14 protein-coding genes are annotated in these 14,012 nt (G+C 62.8%); 10 read left to right on the forward strand and 4 right to left on the reverse strand.

Features of this window, described 5'->3' with window-relative positions; translation table 11 throughout:
* Positions 1 to 109: 109 nt before the first annotated feature.
* From ACWGS8_RS24125 to ACWGS8_RS24135, 3 genes are all read left to right on the forward strand, one after another.
* Positions 110 to 841, forward strand: a complete 732-nt coding sequence (locus ACWGS8_RS24125; protein WP_454583255.1) for a helix-turn-helix transcriptional regulator — start codon at positions 110 to 112, stop codon at positions 839 to 841.
* A gap of 98 nt (positions 842 to 939) precedes the next feature.
* On the forward strand, positions 940 to 1,578 hold the full coding sequence (locus tag ACWGS8_RS24130) for an acyl-homoserine-lactone synthase (protein WP_454583256.1): 639 nt from the start codon (positions 940 to 942) through the stop codon (positions 1,576 to 1,578).
* Complete coding sequence (locus tag ACWGS8_RS24135; protein WP_245437728.1) at positions 1,575 to 2,339, forward strand: enoyl-CoA hydratase-related protein; 765 nt, start codon at positions 1,575 to 1,577, stop codon at positions 2,337 to 2,339. Before ACWGS8_RS24130 ends, ACWGS8_RS24135 begins: the two co-directional genes overlap by 4 nt.
* 57 nt (positions 2,340 to 2,396) lie before the next feature.
* Here ACWGS8_RS24135 and ppk2 read toward each other — a convergent pair whose 3' ends face one another.
* Complete coding sequence (gene ppk2, locus ACWGS8_RS24140) at positions 2,397 to 3,305, reverse strand: polyphosphate kinase 2 (protein WP_454583257.1); 909 nt, start codon at positions 3,303 to 3,305, stop codon at positions 2,397 to 2,399.
* Between the two features lie 113 nt (positions 3,306 to 3,418).
* On the opposite strand from ppk2, the gene ACWGS8_RS24145 reads away from it, so the two are divergent.
* The 3 genes from ACWGS8_RS24145 to ACWGS8_RS24155 all read left to right on the forward strand — a co-directional run bounded on the left by ACWGS8_RS24145 (position 3,419) and on the right by ACWGS8_RS24155 (position 6,628).
* Positions 3,419 to 4,684 (forward strand): ATP-binding protein, encoded by a 1,266-nt coding sequence (locus ACWGS8_RS24145; RefSeq protein ID WP_454583258.1) that lies wholly within the window; start codon positions 3,419 to 3,421, stop codon positions 4,682 to 4,684.
* A gap of 114 nt (positions 4,685 to 4,798) precedes the next feature.
* On the forward strand, positions 4,799 to 5,524 hold the full coding sequence (gene phoU, locus ACWGS8_RS24150; protein WP_454583259.1) for a phosphate signaling complex protein PhoU: 726 nt from the start codon (positions 4,799 to 4,801) through the stop codon (positions 5,522 to 5,524).
* A 96-nt stretch (positions 5,525 to 5,620) separates the two neighbouring features.
* Positions 5,621 to 6,628, forward strand: a complete 1,008-nt coding sequence (locus ACWGS8_RS24155) for a magnesium and cobalt transport protein CorA (RefSeq protein ID WP_140888139.1) — start codon at positions 5,621 to 5,623, stop codon at positions 6,626 to 6,628.
* Positions 6,629 to 6,724: 96 nt separating this feature from the next.
* Here the strand turns inward: ACWGS8_RS24155 and ACWGS8_RS24160 are convergent, their stop codons facing one another.
* Positions 6,725 to 7,243 (reverse strand): GcrA family cell cycle regulator, encoded by a 519-nt coding sequence (locus ACWGS8_RS24160; RefSeq protein ID WP_019863137.1) that lies wholly within the window; start codon positions 7,241 to 7,243, stop codon positions 6,725 to 6,727.
* Between the two features lie 358 nt (positions 7,244 to 7,601).
* Here ACWGS8_RS24160 and ACWGS8_RS24165 point away from each other — a divergent pair, with 358 nt between their 5' ends.
* The 3 genes from ACWGS8_RS24165 (at position 7,602) to ACWGS8_RS24175 (ending at position 10,930) form a co-directional block, all read left to right on the forward strand.
* Entirely contained in the window at positions 7,602 to 8,801 is a 1,200-nt protein-coding gene (locus ACWGS8_RS24165) for an acetylornithine transaminase (RefSeq protein WP_454583260.1), read from the forward strand.
* A gap of 16 nt (positions 8,802 to 8,817) precedes the next feature.
* Positions 8,818 to 9,729, forward strand: a complete 912-nt coding sequence (gene argF / locus ACWGS8_RS24170) for an ornithine carbamoyltransferase (RefSeq protein ID WP_095198318.1) — start codon at positions 8,818 to 8,820, stop codon at positions 9,727 to 9,729.
* A gap of 166 nt (positions 9,730 to 9,895) precedes the next feature.
* On the forward strand, positions 9,896 to 10,930 hold the full coding sequence (locus ACWGS8_RS24175; RefSeq protein WP_454583261.1) for an Hsp33 family molecular chaperone: 1,035 nt from the start codon (positions 9,896 to 9,898) through the stop codon (positions 10,928 to 10,930).
* Positions 10,931 to 10,967: 37 nt separating this feature from the next.
* Here the strand turns inward: ACWGS8_RS24175 and apaG are convergent, their stop codons facing one another.
* Positions 10,968 to 11,360: a Co2+/Mg2+ efflux protein ApaG gene (apaG, locus tag ACWGS8_RS24180; protein WP_010913396.1), complete on the reverse strand. Its 393-nt coding sequence runs from the start codon at positions 11,358 to 11,360 to the stop codon at positions 10,968 to 10,970.
* 221 nt (positions 11,361 to 11,581) lie between these two features.
* Between apaG and ACWGS8_RS24185 the strand changes: the two genes are divergently transcribed.
* Positions 11,582 to 12,733: a ceramide glucosyltransferase gene (locus ACWGS8_RS24185; RefSeq protein ID WP_454583262.1), complete on the forward strand. Its 1,152-nt coding sequence runs from the start codon at positions 11,582 to 11,584 to the stop codon at positions 12,731 to 12,733.
* A 33-nt stretch (positions 12,734 to 12,766) separates the two neighbouring features.
* Here ACWGS8_RS24185 and ACWGS8_RS24190 read toward each other — a convergent pair whose 3' ends face one another.
* Positions 12,767 to 13,957 (reverse strand): O-succinylhomoserine sulfhydrylase, encoded by a 1,191-nt coding sequence (locus tag ACWGS8_RS24190; RefSeq protein ID WP_454583263.1) that lies wholly within the window; start codon positions 13,955 to 13,957, stop codon positions 12,767 to 12,769.
* Between the last annotated feature and the right edge of the window lie 55 nt (positions 13,958 to 14,012).

The raw sequence follows: 14,012 nt of genomic DNA on the forward strand, positions 1-14,012 counted from the left end.
GAACCACAACCGAGAATGTGCGCGTTGCAATCCGTGGTCGGTGGCCAAATGCAGACAACGCATGGACCATTGATCTCAATGCATGAGGCAACATGGGGTTGATGTTGCGATGGGTCAATTCGATCGTACGCTGGAATACATAGACCAACTGCAACACGCCGGAACGGCGGCGGCGGTTTGCGAGAAACTGTTGGGCATTACGTCGGATTTTGGTCTGACCGCGCTGATGGCGGGAACCGTTCCGCAGCCAGGCACGCCGAGCGGGCAGCAGAAGCAGCACGTGCTCCTTTGCGACTGGCCTGTCGAATGGCTGGAGCGCTACGTGGCGCGCAACTATGTCGATCACGATCCTGTGGTCAGCCACATGAAGCAGTTGCAGGCGCCATTCCAGTGGCGCGAAGCCGCCCAGGGCATTAGCTTCGACAAGAGCAGCGGCGAGGTGATGGGCGATGCCGGCGCCTTCAAGCTGCGCGACGGCCTGGCCTTCCCGCTGATCACGCTGGATGGCCAGATCGTCATGGTGTCGCTGGGTGGCGAAGCCGTGCAGCTGTCGGAGGCCGAGTTCGGCCTGGTGTCCCTCGTCTCGACCTATGCCGTTGGCCGCGCCATGCAACTCCACACCATGGCGACCAAGACCATCGACCATATCGAACTGACCCCGCGCGAGCGCGAGTGCCTGCAATGGGCCGCCGTCGGCAAATCGGAATGGGAGATTTCGCAAATCCTCGGCATCTCCGAACACACGTCGGAGAAACATCTTCTTAACGCCAAAAGCAAACTCGGTGCCGTCAACCGGGTCCAGGCGGTCGCCGAAGCGATAAGGCGGGGCTACATTAGCTAGGTCGGCCGTGCCGACCTAGAATTTCTTGCCTACGTGATCACGCAATTTTCTCGTTGAAGCACGGCCGTATCTTCCTCTTAAACCCAGGAGACGACGGCATGCTTTTTTGTCTTACAACTCAGGAATTGATGGAACGTCCCGATCTTTGGGAAGCCGTCCATCGCCTGCGCCACCATATATTTGTCGAAGAGATGGGGTGGGAGGACCTGCGGCGCCCGGACGGATTCGAGGTCGACCAGTTCGACCATGACGAGGCGGTGCACCAGATCGTCCTCAGAGGCAACGAAGTCGCGGGCTATCAACGGATGTTACCGACCACGCGGCCTCATCTGCTGACCGAGGTCTTGACCGACCTTTCCGAAGGAACGCCGCCATCAGGACCCAACATCTGGGAATTGACACGCTATGCGGTGGCTCCCGGCTTTCGCGATGGCCGTCGCGGCGTCTCGACCGTCGGCACCGAATTGATTGCCGGCTTCGTCGAGTGGGGGCTGAAGCGCGGCGTCGACAAGGTGATCATCGAGTTCGAACCGATGTGGGTGTTGCGCGCCTTGCAACTGCATTTCCTCGCGACGCCGCTGGGCTATCAGCGCACCTATGGCAATCAGCAGGTCGTGGCGACCCTGCTTTCCTTCAACGAGCACACGCTGGACGTGGTGCGTTCGCGCCGCAATCACCACGCTCCCGTCCTGGCGCGGGGATATCCCGACATGTTCGGCCAAAGGAGGGCGTCATGAGGTTGGAGACGGCCATGAACCCGCACCCGCAACCGGAACTGCGCAACCACACGCTGATCGTCACCGTGTCGTCGAATGACGGCCGGCCGGTGCTCGACAGAAGAGCCTATGAAAGCCTTGCCAGGACATTCCACGAAGCCGCCGACAATGACGAGGTGCGTGTCGTCGTGCTGCGCGGCCTGGCAGGCTGCTTCTGCCTTGGCGGCGACTTTTCCGAATTCCTCGACGCCACCAAGCATCAGAAGCTGATCGCCGCCGTCACCGATATGTTCCGCACGCTGGCGACGTTCCCCAAGCCCATCCTGGCCTGCGTCGACGGCGATGCCGTCGGCGTCGGCTGCACCATCTTGTTCCACTGCGACATGGTGATCGCCTCGAATGAAAGCACGTTCCGGGTGCCGTTCGTCGATTTCGGCCTGGTGCCGGATGCGGCGACCAGCATCCTGGCGCCGCAGAAGCTCGGTTATGCCGGCGCCTTCCGCTTCTTCTGTCTCGGCGACACGCTCCACGCCGAAGACGCGAGGGCACTCGGCCTCGTCGCCGAGATCGTGCATGACGGCGTGGAGGAGGCGACACTCGGCCGCGCCAGGCAGCTCGCCAAGAAGCCGGTTGCCGCCCTGCTGCAGACCCGCGGCCTGCTCAAGGGCAACACCGGCGCGCTGTGCGACCGCATCGACCAGGAGATATCGCTGTTCCAGCAGGCGTTGCAGGACGACACCACGCTGCGGCGCCTGCAGCGGATCGCCCGGCTCGCGGCCTGAGCAAGCCGTCAAGCGTCACGCGCCGCGCTGCCCTGTGGCTGCGCGGCGCGAGAAGGCCTAACCTTCCTTGCCGAGGAATGACGGCCCTTCGCCGATGATCTTCTTGTCTTCCTTGCCGACGATATCGAGATCGCGCCCCTCATAGGGCAGCGACAACAGCATACGCCGCATCACCGCCAGCCGGGCGCGGCGCTTGTCATTGGCCCGTACGATGATCCAGGGCGCGAATTCCTTGTGGGTGCGCTCGAACATGCTGTCGCGTGCCTTGGTGTAATCGTCCCATTTGGTGATGCCTGCGACATCGATGGGCGAGAACTTCCAGTTTTTCAGCGGGCTGTAGCGGCGATCGTGAAAACGCTCGAGCTGCGTTTCCCGGCCGATATTCAGCCAGAATTTGAAGAAGTGGATGTCATCGTTGACGATCATCCGTTCGAAATGCGGCGTCTCGTCGAGAAACTTCTCATGCTGTTCGGGTGTGCAGAAGCCCATCACCGGCTCGACGCCGGCGCGGTTGTACCAGGAACGGTCGAAGGTGACGAATTCGCCCGCCGTCGGGAAATGGTCGGCATAACGCTGGTAGTACCATTGCCCCTGTTCGGTGGGGGTCGGCTTGGTCAGGGCCACGTTACGCGCCGTGCGCGGATTGAGATACTGGCGCACCACGAAGATCGTGCCGCCCTTGCCGGCGGCGTCGCGGCCCTCGAACAACGCCATCACCCGCTTGCCGGTCGCCTGCAGCCATGCCTGCGCCTTGACCAGCTCGATCTGCAATTTCTCGAGCGCCTCGTCATACTCGTCGCTTTTCATTTTCTTGTCATAGGGGTAGCCGCCCGCGGTCAGCTTGTTGTCCTCGACCCAGTCCGGAAGCTTGGGATTTTCGATGTCGAACTCCCGCTCCTTGCCGTCGATCCTGATCTTCAGCGGACCTGACGTCGGTGTTGCTGGATTTTCCTTGGCTTTTTTCATCGAGACGAACCCTTTTCAGCTTGCGGACTCATGCTATTGGGAGCCTCCATGCCGGTCTAGCATGAAGTTGCCATGCGGCCGGACAGCGCCCGAAAGGGCTATAGGACGCGCGGATGGCTGAGCAAAGCGCAGAGCAGGCAAGTGTGGCGCAAGCCATGGCCATCCGGCTGTGGAGCAGTCGCTGGGTGCTCGTCGCTGGCGTTATCGGTATGCTGATCGCTTTTGCCTTCGCGGGGATCTCCGCCTATGTACTGGTGCCGGCGCTGCTTCTGCTGTTCGCTGCCGCGCTGTTGCCGGCCACCGGCCTGCGCCAGTCCGGCGAGAATTCCGCCGCGATCGAGGCGATCGGGCTGCAGCGCCTGTCGGGCGAATATCTGGCGGCGGCCGTCGCCGACCCGCTGATCATTTTCGACCGCTCCGCCACCATCGTCCACGCCAACGCCGCCGCCTTTGCCGCTTTCGGCGGTATCGCGCCGGGCCTGTCGCTGCCACTAAAATTCCGGGCTCCGGAAATGCAAACCCTGCTCGACAGCGTGCTGTCGGGCACGATCGCTTCCGATGTAATCGACTATACCGAGAAGCTGCCGGTCGAACGGGCCTACCGGGTCAGCGCGTCCTCGGTCGGGCACGGCACCGACCTCTATGTGCTGGTGTTCAAGGACCAGAGCGAAACACGCAGGATCGACCGCATGCGCGCCGATTTCATCGCCAATGCCAGCCATGAATTGCGCACCCCGCTCGCCTCGATCGCCGGTTTCATCGAAACACTGCGTGGACCGGCCCGCAACGATCCGGCGGCACGCGAGCAATTCCTGCAGATCATGCAGAACCAGACCGGCCGCATGGCGCGCCTGATCGATGATCTCCTGTCGTTGTCCCGGCTGGAGATGAAGCCCTATCTGAAGCCCGGAACCGAGGTCGACCTGCGTCAGACCGTCGACAGCGTCATCGATTCACTGGCCCCGCTTGCCCGCGAAAACAACGTCGTCATCGAGCGCGATTTCGCCAAGGGATCTCTCAATGTGCCGGGCGATCGCGATGAGCTGTTTCAGGTTTTCGAGAACCTGCTGGAAAACGCCTGCAAATACGGCCAGTCCGGCGGCCGCGTCGTGGTGTCGATCGCTCACGCCGATGACGGTTCCGAACCCGGCATCGACGTCACCATCCGGGATTTCGGCCCCGGCATTCCTGAGGAGCACATTCCGCGCATCACCGAGCGCTTCTATCGCATCGACGTCGAGACCAGCCGGACCCAGAAAGGCACCGGCCTTGGCCTGTCCATCGTCAAGCACATCCTGACGCGCCACAATGCCAGGCTGACGATCAAATCCGAGGTCGGCAAGGGCGCCGCCTTCGCGGTTCATTTGCCGACGCACTGATACTGCCCTAGTTTTCCCTGGAACCGTTTCTTTTTTCTGTCATCCGGCTAGCGTATCAGCGGGGATTCGAGGAAACGACTCAAGATCAAGAACCCGTGGGAAGGCATTTCATCCATGCAGTCCGTGCACATAATGAGCGCCTATGACGAGGAGCTGAAATATCTGTCGAAGCGTATCGCGGCAATGGGCGGCCATGCCGAACGCATGGTCGAGCAGGCGGTCGCCGCTCTCGTCAATGCCGATCCGGGGCTGGCCCAGAAGGTCATTAACGACGATGCGGTGCTGGATGACGGGCAGCGCGAGATCGACGACAAGGCGATCATCATCATCGCCAAGCGCCAGCCGATGGCGACGGACCTGCGCGAGATCGTCGGCGCCATCCGCATTTCGGCCGACCTCGAACGGGTCGGCGATCTCGGCAAGAACGTCGCCAAGCGGGTGGTCGCCGTCACCGACGGCCGCCAGCCGACCAGCCTGTTCCGCGGCCTGGAGGCCCTGGCCAATCTGGCGCTGACCCAGCTCAAGGAAGTTCTTGACGTCTACGCATCGCGCTCGGTCGACAAGATCGGCTTCGTGCGCGACCGCGACGACCAGATCGACGCCATGTACACGTCGCTGTTCCGCGAATTGCTGACCTACATGATGGAAGATCCGCGCAACATCACACCCTGCACGCATCTTCTGTTCTGCGCCAAGAACATTGAGCGCATCGGCGATCATGCCACCAACATCGCCGAGACCATCTATTACATCGTCACCGGTGACCAGATGCCGGCCGAGCGGCCGAAGGGCGACAAGACGGACAAGATCAGCGTTTCGGCGGCGCTCCCGGCAAAATGAACGTTCATCCTCTCGAACGCTAGATCGTATTGCGCTAAACTATCCCGGCGTTAAGCTTCTCAGGCCTTGATAAGGTCCTGCTTTCAGGAGGCTGCGATGGAATATGTCCGAGAGTTCAAGCCCGCGGCGCCGACATCAGGCATTATCGCCTCCAGTGTCTACACGGCCGGGCGGCGCATCGCCGACATTCCGATCGAGGAAGCCGGCGAATGGGCCAAGAAATCGGGACATGTCGTCTGGATCGGGCTGCTCGAACCGGATCGCGAACTTCTGTTGCGTGTTCAGGCGCAATTCCATCTGCATGAGCTGGCGATCGAGGATGCCGAGCATCCGCACCAGCGGCCGAAGATCGAACAATATGGCGATGCGCTGTTCATCGTCGCCCGAACAGCGCAATTGATCGAAGGACGGGTCACTTTCGGCGAGACGCATCTGTTCGTCGGCTCGGGCTATATCGTCAGCGTCAGGCACGGCCCGTCGACCTCCTACGCCGCCGTGCGTCAGCACTGGGAAAGCTGTCCGCATTCGCTGGCCAAGGGCGAGGATTTCGTCCTCTATGCCATTCTCGATTTTATCGTCGACAACTACATGCCGGTGCTCGAGCAGATCGAGGACGAGGTCGAGGTGATCGAGGACAGGGTGCTTTTGAAGCCGATGACCGGTCCCGATATTGAGCGGCTCTACATGCTGCGCCGCGATCTGCTGCGGCTGCGCAATGCGGCGCTTCCGCTGGTGGAGGTCTGCCGTCGCCTGACCAGCGCCGATCTGCCGCAGATCCATTCAGCCATGCACCCGCTGTTTCGCGACGTGACCGACCACATCCGCACCGTCCAGGAAAAGGTCGACAGTCTGCGGGAGGTGCTGGCCTTCGCCTTCGAGGCGAGCCTGCTGGTCGGTCAGAGCCAGGAAACGGCGATTTCCAAGAAACTTGCTTCCTGGGCGGCCATACTGGCCGTGCCCACGGCATTCGCCGGCATCTACGGCATGAATTTCACCGACATGCCGGAACTGAAGATGGAATATGGCTACCCCATCGTTCTGGCCACCATTGCGACGATCTGCGCGTTTCTCTACTGGCGATTTCGCAAGAATGGTTGGCTGTGAGAGTAGGCAGTAGGCAGTGGGCAGTAGGGTAAAAGCGTCTCGCGAGCGCGGCTCAGAGCATGTTGCCCTAGTGCCTAATCCCTACTGCCCATTCCCTTATCTATTCCGCCGCCGCTCCGCCGCCGGCTGGAACGCCACGCGGGCATGGTATTTGCAGTAAGGCCCCGTTTCGGCGGCCTCGTTGCCGCAGAAGTTGAAGTCCTCCGACAGCGGATCGCCGTTCGGCCATTTGCAGGTGCGCTCGGTCAGTTCGACGAGTTGCAGATGCCGTGAGATCGGTACCACGACATTCTCGACTGGGCGGATATAGTGCCGCGCCACCGGTTCGGCGTCGAATTGCGTCTGAAGGGCGGTCGCGCCGATCGATGTCGTGACGTGACGCGCCGTGCTCGCGGCGCGCGCCACCGATTTCTGAACGGTCGAGCCTTGTGTCGTCTTCTTCTGGCGTGCCGGCGTCGCCGTTGCGCGGCCGCGGCCCGACAGCTTCAGACGGTGCACCTTGCCGATGACGGCATTTCGGCTCACCCCTCCAAGCTGGGCAGCAATCTGGCTTGCGCTCAGACCCTCCGACCACAATTTTCTGAGAAGTTCGACCCGCTCGTCAGTCCAGTTCATGAGACCGCGCTCCTGCTAAGCGTGCGGCAATCAGAATCCATTCCCGACCCAGCACCACTGCTGGGGCAGACACCACATATATCTGGTGATTAGGTCCGCCGCACGAAATCTAGTTATTTCTCGACTACAATTACCTTATGCGCTGACTCGGTGACAAGAGTCCCAAGGGCAACACGAATCGGTTTTTTCGGTTTTCCCCAACTTGCCCGGTCGCTGATGAGCCGGCGTCGCGTCAGGGGGCTTGCCGCGTGCCACTACGCGACGTTTTCGTTGACTTCATGGCCGAAAAACACGATAAGCCGCACAAGGCCGCCGCTTTGGCGGCTTTTTTGATTTTCCGGTACCGGAGACGCATATAATGAGCGGTTCGGCGCTTTACGAGACCTTTGCTCGCGCCCCCCTGGCTTTCGACCACGGGGAAGGCACCTGGCTGGTTACCGACAAGGGCGAGCGATATCTCGATTTCGCCGGCGGCATCGCGGTCAATTCGCTCGGCCACAGCCATCCGCATCTGGTCGCGGCGCTGACCGAGCAGGCGGCAAAGCTGTGGCACGTCTCCAATCTCTATGAAATCCCCGGACAGAGCCGGCTCGGCCAGCGCCTGGTCGATGCCACCTTCGCCGACAAGGTGTTCTTCACCAATTCCGGCGCCGAGGCCCTGGAATGCGCGATCAAGACGGCGCGACGCTACCATTTCGTCAAGGGCAATCCTCAGCGCTTCCGCGTCATCACCTTCGAAGGCGCCTTCCATGGCCGCACGCTGGCCACCATCGCGGCCGGTGGCCAGTACAAATACCTTGAAGGCTTCGGTCCCAAGGTCGAAGGCTTCGACCAGGTCGGCTTCGACGACATCGATGCCGCCGAGAAGGCGATCACGCCGGAAACCGCCGCGATCCTGATCGAACCGGTGCAGGGCGAGGGTGGTATCCGCCCGGTCCCGACACAGTCGCTGAAGCGGCTGCGGCAGCTTTGCGACCAGCACGGCCTGTTGTTGATCTATGACGAGGTCCAGTGCGGCATCGGCCGCACCGGAAAACTGTTCGCGCATGAATGGTCAGGTGTTGCGCCCGACATCATGGCGATCGCCAAGGGCATTGGCGGCGGCTTCCCGATGGGCGCTTGCCTCGCAACCGATGAAGCAGCTGTCGGCATGACGGCTGGCGTGCACGGCACCACCTTCGGCGGCAATCCGCTGGCGATGGCGGTCGGCAATGCCGTGCTCGACGTGGTGCTGGAAGAGGGCTTCCTCGAGGACGTCCAGCGCAAGGCATTGCTGATGAAGCAAGGCCTGGCGGCGATCGCCGACGAGTTTCCCGATGTCATCGAAGACATCCGGGGCAGCGGCCTCATGCTTGGCCTCAAATGCGCCATGCCCAACACCAAGGTGCACATGGCGCTGCGCGACCAGCATTTGCTAGCGGTTCCGGCAGGCGACAACGTCATTCGCCTGCTGCCGCCGCTCACCGTCACCGACGCCGAGATCCACGAAGCGCTCAACCGCATCCGTGCCGGTGCCAAAGGCCTGGCGGATGCCATCGCCGTGGCCGCCGCGAAGTAATTCCGGAATATTGCTGATGTCAGTTCGCCATTTCACCGATCTTTCCACCGTTTCCGAGGGCGACCTGCGCTTCATGCTCGACGACGCGGTGGTGCGAAAGGCGCGCCTCAAGGCCGGCGAGCGCACCAGGCCGCTCGAAGGCAAGGTGCTGGCGATGATCTTCGACAAGCCGTCGACGCGCACGCGCGTCTCCTTCGACGTCGGCATGCGCCAGCTTGGCGGCGAGACCATCATGCTGACCGGCACCGAGATGCAGCTCGGCCGCTCCGAAACCATTGCCGACACCGCCAAGGTCCTGTCACGCTATGTCGACGCGATCATGATCCGCACCACCTCGCATGAGCGGCTGCTGGAATTGACCGAGAACGCCACGGTGCCGGTGATCAATGGACTGACGGATGACACCCATCCGTGCCAGCTGATGGCCGACATCATGACCTTCGAGGAGCATCGCGGTCCGGTGGCCGGCAAGACCATCGCCTGGACCGGCGACGGCAACAATGTGTTGCATTCGCTGCTTGAAGCCTCGGCGCGGTTCCGCTTCAACCTCAACGTCGCCGTGCCCGAGGGCAGCGAGCCGGCGCAGAAGCATATCGACTGGTCCAAGGCGCATGGCGGCAAGCTGCATTTCACCCGCTCGCCCGAGGAAGCCGTCGACCAGGCCGACTGCGTCGTCACCGATTGCTGGGTGTCGATGGGTCAGGAGCACCGCGCCCGCGGCCACAACGTGTTCTCGCCCTACCAGGTCAATGCCAAGCTGATGGCGCATGCCAAGCCGGATGCGCTGTTCATGCACTGCCTGCCGGCGCATCGCGGCGAGGAAGTGACCGACGAGGTTATCGACGGACCCCATTCGGTGGTCTTTGACGAGGCCGAGAACCGGCTCCACGCCCAGAAAGCGGTGCTTGCCTGGTGTCTTGGGGCTTGAGGTGTCTTGGGGGCTTGACGTGTCCTGGGGGCTTGAGGTGGCTTGGGGGCTTGAGGTGGCTTGGGGTTTGAAAGGTCTGGGCGCTTGATCTGCGGGGGCGCGATGCCTATCTGCGCCGCATCACGCAAATCAAGCGCGTTTGGACGCATGCACCCCAGCGGGCGGCATGGCCGCGCCCTGGAGCTTTGTCATGTTGGAAACGCATCAAGTGACTGAACATCACCCCAAACTCGGCGAGTTCGGCTATGCCGGCGACGACCATGTCGTGCCGTTCGAGGTCGGCCCGCTCGACGTGCGCGGCCGTACCGTGCAGCTCGGGCCGATGCTCGACGCCATTCTCAGCCGCCACGACTATCCCGAGCCGGTCGCCCGCCTGCTGGCGGAAGCCTGTGTGCTGACGGTGCTGCTCGGCACCTCGCTCAAATTCGAGGGCAAGTTCATCCTGCAGACCCGCACCGATGGGCCGGTCGACATGCTGGTGGCGGATTTCAGCACGCCGTCGGCGCTGCGCGCCTATGCGCGCTTCGATGCCGACAGGCTCGAGGCTTTGGTCGCGGCAGGTGAGACATCGCAGCAGACGCTGCTCGGCAGCGGCGTGCTGGCGCTGACCATCGACCAGGGCGCCCATACGCAGCGCTATCAGGGTATCGTCCAGCTCGATGGCGAAACCCTGGAAGACGCGGCGCGCACCTATTTCCGCCAGTCAGAACAGATCCCGACGGATATCAGGCTCTCGGTCGCCAAGCTTTTGACGCCCAGCGTCGGCGGCGCGCGCGAGCAGTGGCGCGCCGGCGGCATCCTGGCGCAGTTCCTGCCGCAGTCGCCTGAGCGCATGCGCGTTCCGGACCTGCACGGCGGCGACGGCGATCCGCGCGACGAGATCCACGATCCCACGGACAATTCCTGGCAGGAATTGCTGGCGCTGCTCGGCACGATCGAGCCGACCGAACTGATCGACCCGACGATCGGCGCTGAACGGCTGCTCTATCGCCTGTTCCACGAGCATGGCGTGCGCGTCTTTGGCGGCGTCCCCGTCGCCGACCAGTGCTCATGCTCCAGGGACAAGATCCGCGGCATCCTCGAGGGCTTCTCCGCGCAGGAGATCAAGGACAGCACCGAAGATGGCGGCATCCACGTCGCCTGCGAATTCTGCTCGAAGCAGTACGACTTCGACCCGGCGGAATTCGCGGCGGCTCAGTGAGGCAATCCCTTCTCCCCGTAAAACGGGGAGAAGGACGCTAATTCACCGTCCGCCTGGTCCCCGGCAGATCCAGCGAAAATGCCGGGATGGCGATGTCGAAGGTCTCGCCGCGCTTGTTGCGCATCGTGTAGTGCCCGACCATGATGCCTGACGGCGTCGAGAGCGGGCAGCCGGACGTGTATTGATAGCTGTCGCCGGGATTGAGTTCGGGCTGGTCGCCGACGACGCCCGGGCCGCGCACTTCCTCGACCCGGCCGGCGCCGTCGGTGATGTGCCAGTAGCGCGACAGAAGCTGCACGAATTCGTCCGACTGGTTGTCGATCGTTATCTGATAGCCCCAGACATAACGGTTCTCGGATGGATCCGAGCGATCCTCGAGGTAGAACGGCCTGACCTGCACTTCGATGTTGCGCGTGACGGCGCGGTACATAAGCGGCTCCAAAACAATCCGATACCTTTCGGCGCTCCCGGCGGGCAGGTCAACGTGGGCGTCTTGTCGCGCCTCGTCTTGAAACGCAGGTGCCGGCAAAGAATGTCATTTAAGTGACACATGACAATGGTGGTGTGCACGAACCGGGCGACTCGGCCCTCTGTCGAACTGTTGAAAACGGCCACGATGCGGGCCGTCGCTTCTGGAGTGACCAGATCTCGATGGAACTCGCTCTCATAGCCGCTTCGCTTTCGATTGCTCTTATCCTTTCAAATGCCGTCAGCATCCTGCTTGCCGCGTCACAGCTGAAACGGCGCACCACGATCGCGCGGCCAGCCGGCAAATCGCCGCCAGTATCGATCGTCATACCGTCGCGCGGCGTCGAGCCGTTCACGCAGGAGACGCTGGAGCGCGCCTTCTCGCTCGACTGGCCGCGCTACGAGCTGATCTTCTGTGTTGCCCATGGCGACGACCCGGTGGTCAGGTTGATCCGCGCTGCTATTGGCCGCTTTCCAAAAGCGCCGGCGCGGCTGTTGATCGGCGACGACCGCGTCAGCGCCAATCCCAAGCTCAACAATTGCGTCAAGGGCTGGGAAGCCGCGTGTCACAACTGGGTCGTCCTGGCCGACTCCAACGTGCTGATGCCGAGAGACTACATCCAGCATCTGATGGCGGCGTGGCGGCCGGATACCGGCCTTGTCTGCTCGACGCCGATCGGTTCGCGGGCGGAGGGCTTCTGGGCCGAGGTCGAATGCGCCTTCCTCAACACGCTGCAGGCCCGCTGGCAGTATGCCGGCGAGGCGCTCGGCCTTGGCTTTGCCCAGGGCAAGAGCATGTTGTGGAACAAGCCGATGCTGGATACCAATGGCGGCATCCGCGCGCTGGCCGGTGAAATCGCCGAGGACGCCGCCGCGACCAAGCTGGTCAATGGGCTTGGCCTGCGCGTCAATCTTGTCGCGGCACCCTTCGAGCAGCCGCTTGGCCGGCGCACGCTTGACGCGATCTGGTCACGCCAGGCGCGCTGGGCGCGCCTGCGCCGCGTCACCTTCCCGCTGTTCTTCGCGCCGGAAATCCTGACTGGCGCGGTGGTGCCGCTGGCGCTTGCGCTGGTTGCGGCGGCAAGCGCCGGCTTCAGCCTGCCGCTGACGGCAATCGCCGTCCTGGCGGCTTTCTACCTTCCGGAATGTGCCCTGGCCTGGTCCAAGGGCTGGCCCCTGTCGCCGCGCATGGTCGCGGCGATGATTGCGCGGGACTTGATGCTTCCCGCCATGTGGGCGCGCGGCTGGCTCGGCGGCGCCGTCGACTGGCGCGGCAATGCCATGACCATCGGCACCAAGGCGGCCGAACTGGAAGAAACGCCGTCGCGCGCCTGATCGCGGCGCCGACGACGCTGCCTCGACGACTCCCTATTTGGCGGCCTTCAGCGCCTGAGCGATATCTTCCAGAAGGTCGTCGGTGTCCTCCAGGCCGACCGACAGCCTGAGCGTTCCCGGCCCAATGCCGAGTTCGGTGCGCGCCTCGTCGCTCAGATTCTTGTGCGTCGTCGTCGCCGGATGGGTGATCAGGCTTTTGGCGTCACCGAGATTGTTGGAGATCAGCACGATGTCGAGCGCGTTCTGCAAGGCAAAGGCCGCCTGCTTGCCGCCCTTGACGTCGAGGCAGATCAGCGTCGAGCCCCCCGACATCTGCCTCTTGACGATCTCGGCCTGCGGATGGTCGGCGCGGCCGGGATAGATGACGCGGGCGATCTGCGGCTGCTCGGCCAGGAAATCCGCGATCTTGCCGGCGCTCTCCGTCTGCTGGCGCACGCGCACCGGCAGCGTCTCCAGACCCTTCAGCAGCGTCCAGGCGTTGAAGGGCGACAGGCTGGGGCCTGTGTGACGGAAATAATCATGCAAATTCTCGTCGATCCACTTCTTGTCCGAAAGGATCACGCCGCCAAGACAGCGGCCCTGGCCATCGATGTGCTTGGTCGCCGAATAGACGACGATATGCGCGCCGAGCTGCAACGGCTTCTGCTGGAGAGGCGTGGCGAAGACATTGTCGACGACAAGCCGCGCGCCGATCGAGTTGGCGAGCGCGGCCACGGCGGCGATGTCGACCACTTCCAGCGTCGGGTTGGTTGGGCTTTCCAGGAAGAACAGTTTTGTGTTGAGCCTCGCCGCCTTTTCCCAGTTGGCGATGTCGGTGCCGTCGACCAGCGTCGCCTCGATGCCGTAGCGCGGCGCCAGCGTCTCGACCACCCAGCGGCAGGAGCCGAACAGCGCGCGCGCCGCCACGATGTGGTCACCGGCCTTGACGCTGCAAAGAAGGGCCGCCGTCACTGCCGCCATGCCCGATGCCGTGGCGCGTGCGTCCTCGGCGCCTTCCAGCGCGCACATGCGCTTTTCGAACATGTCGACGGTCGGATTGGCGTAACGCGAATAGATGAAGCCGGGTTCCTCGCCCTTGAAGCGGGCTTCGGCGGCTTGCGCCGTTTGATAGACATAGCCCTGGGTCAGGTACATCGCCTCGGAGGTCTCGCCGAAGCCGGAACGCAGGGTTCCGCCATGCACGAGGGCTGTCTGAGGCTTCCAGTTGCGCTTCTTGCTGCTCATAGCTTTGTTCCAGACACAAAAAAACCGGCCGCGAAAGTCGCAACCGGTCCATACG

The organism is Mesorhizobium sp. 43Arga (genome assembly GCF_053714255.1).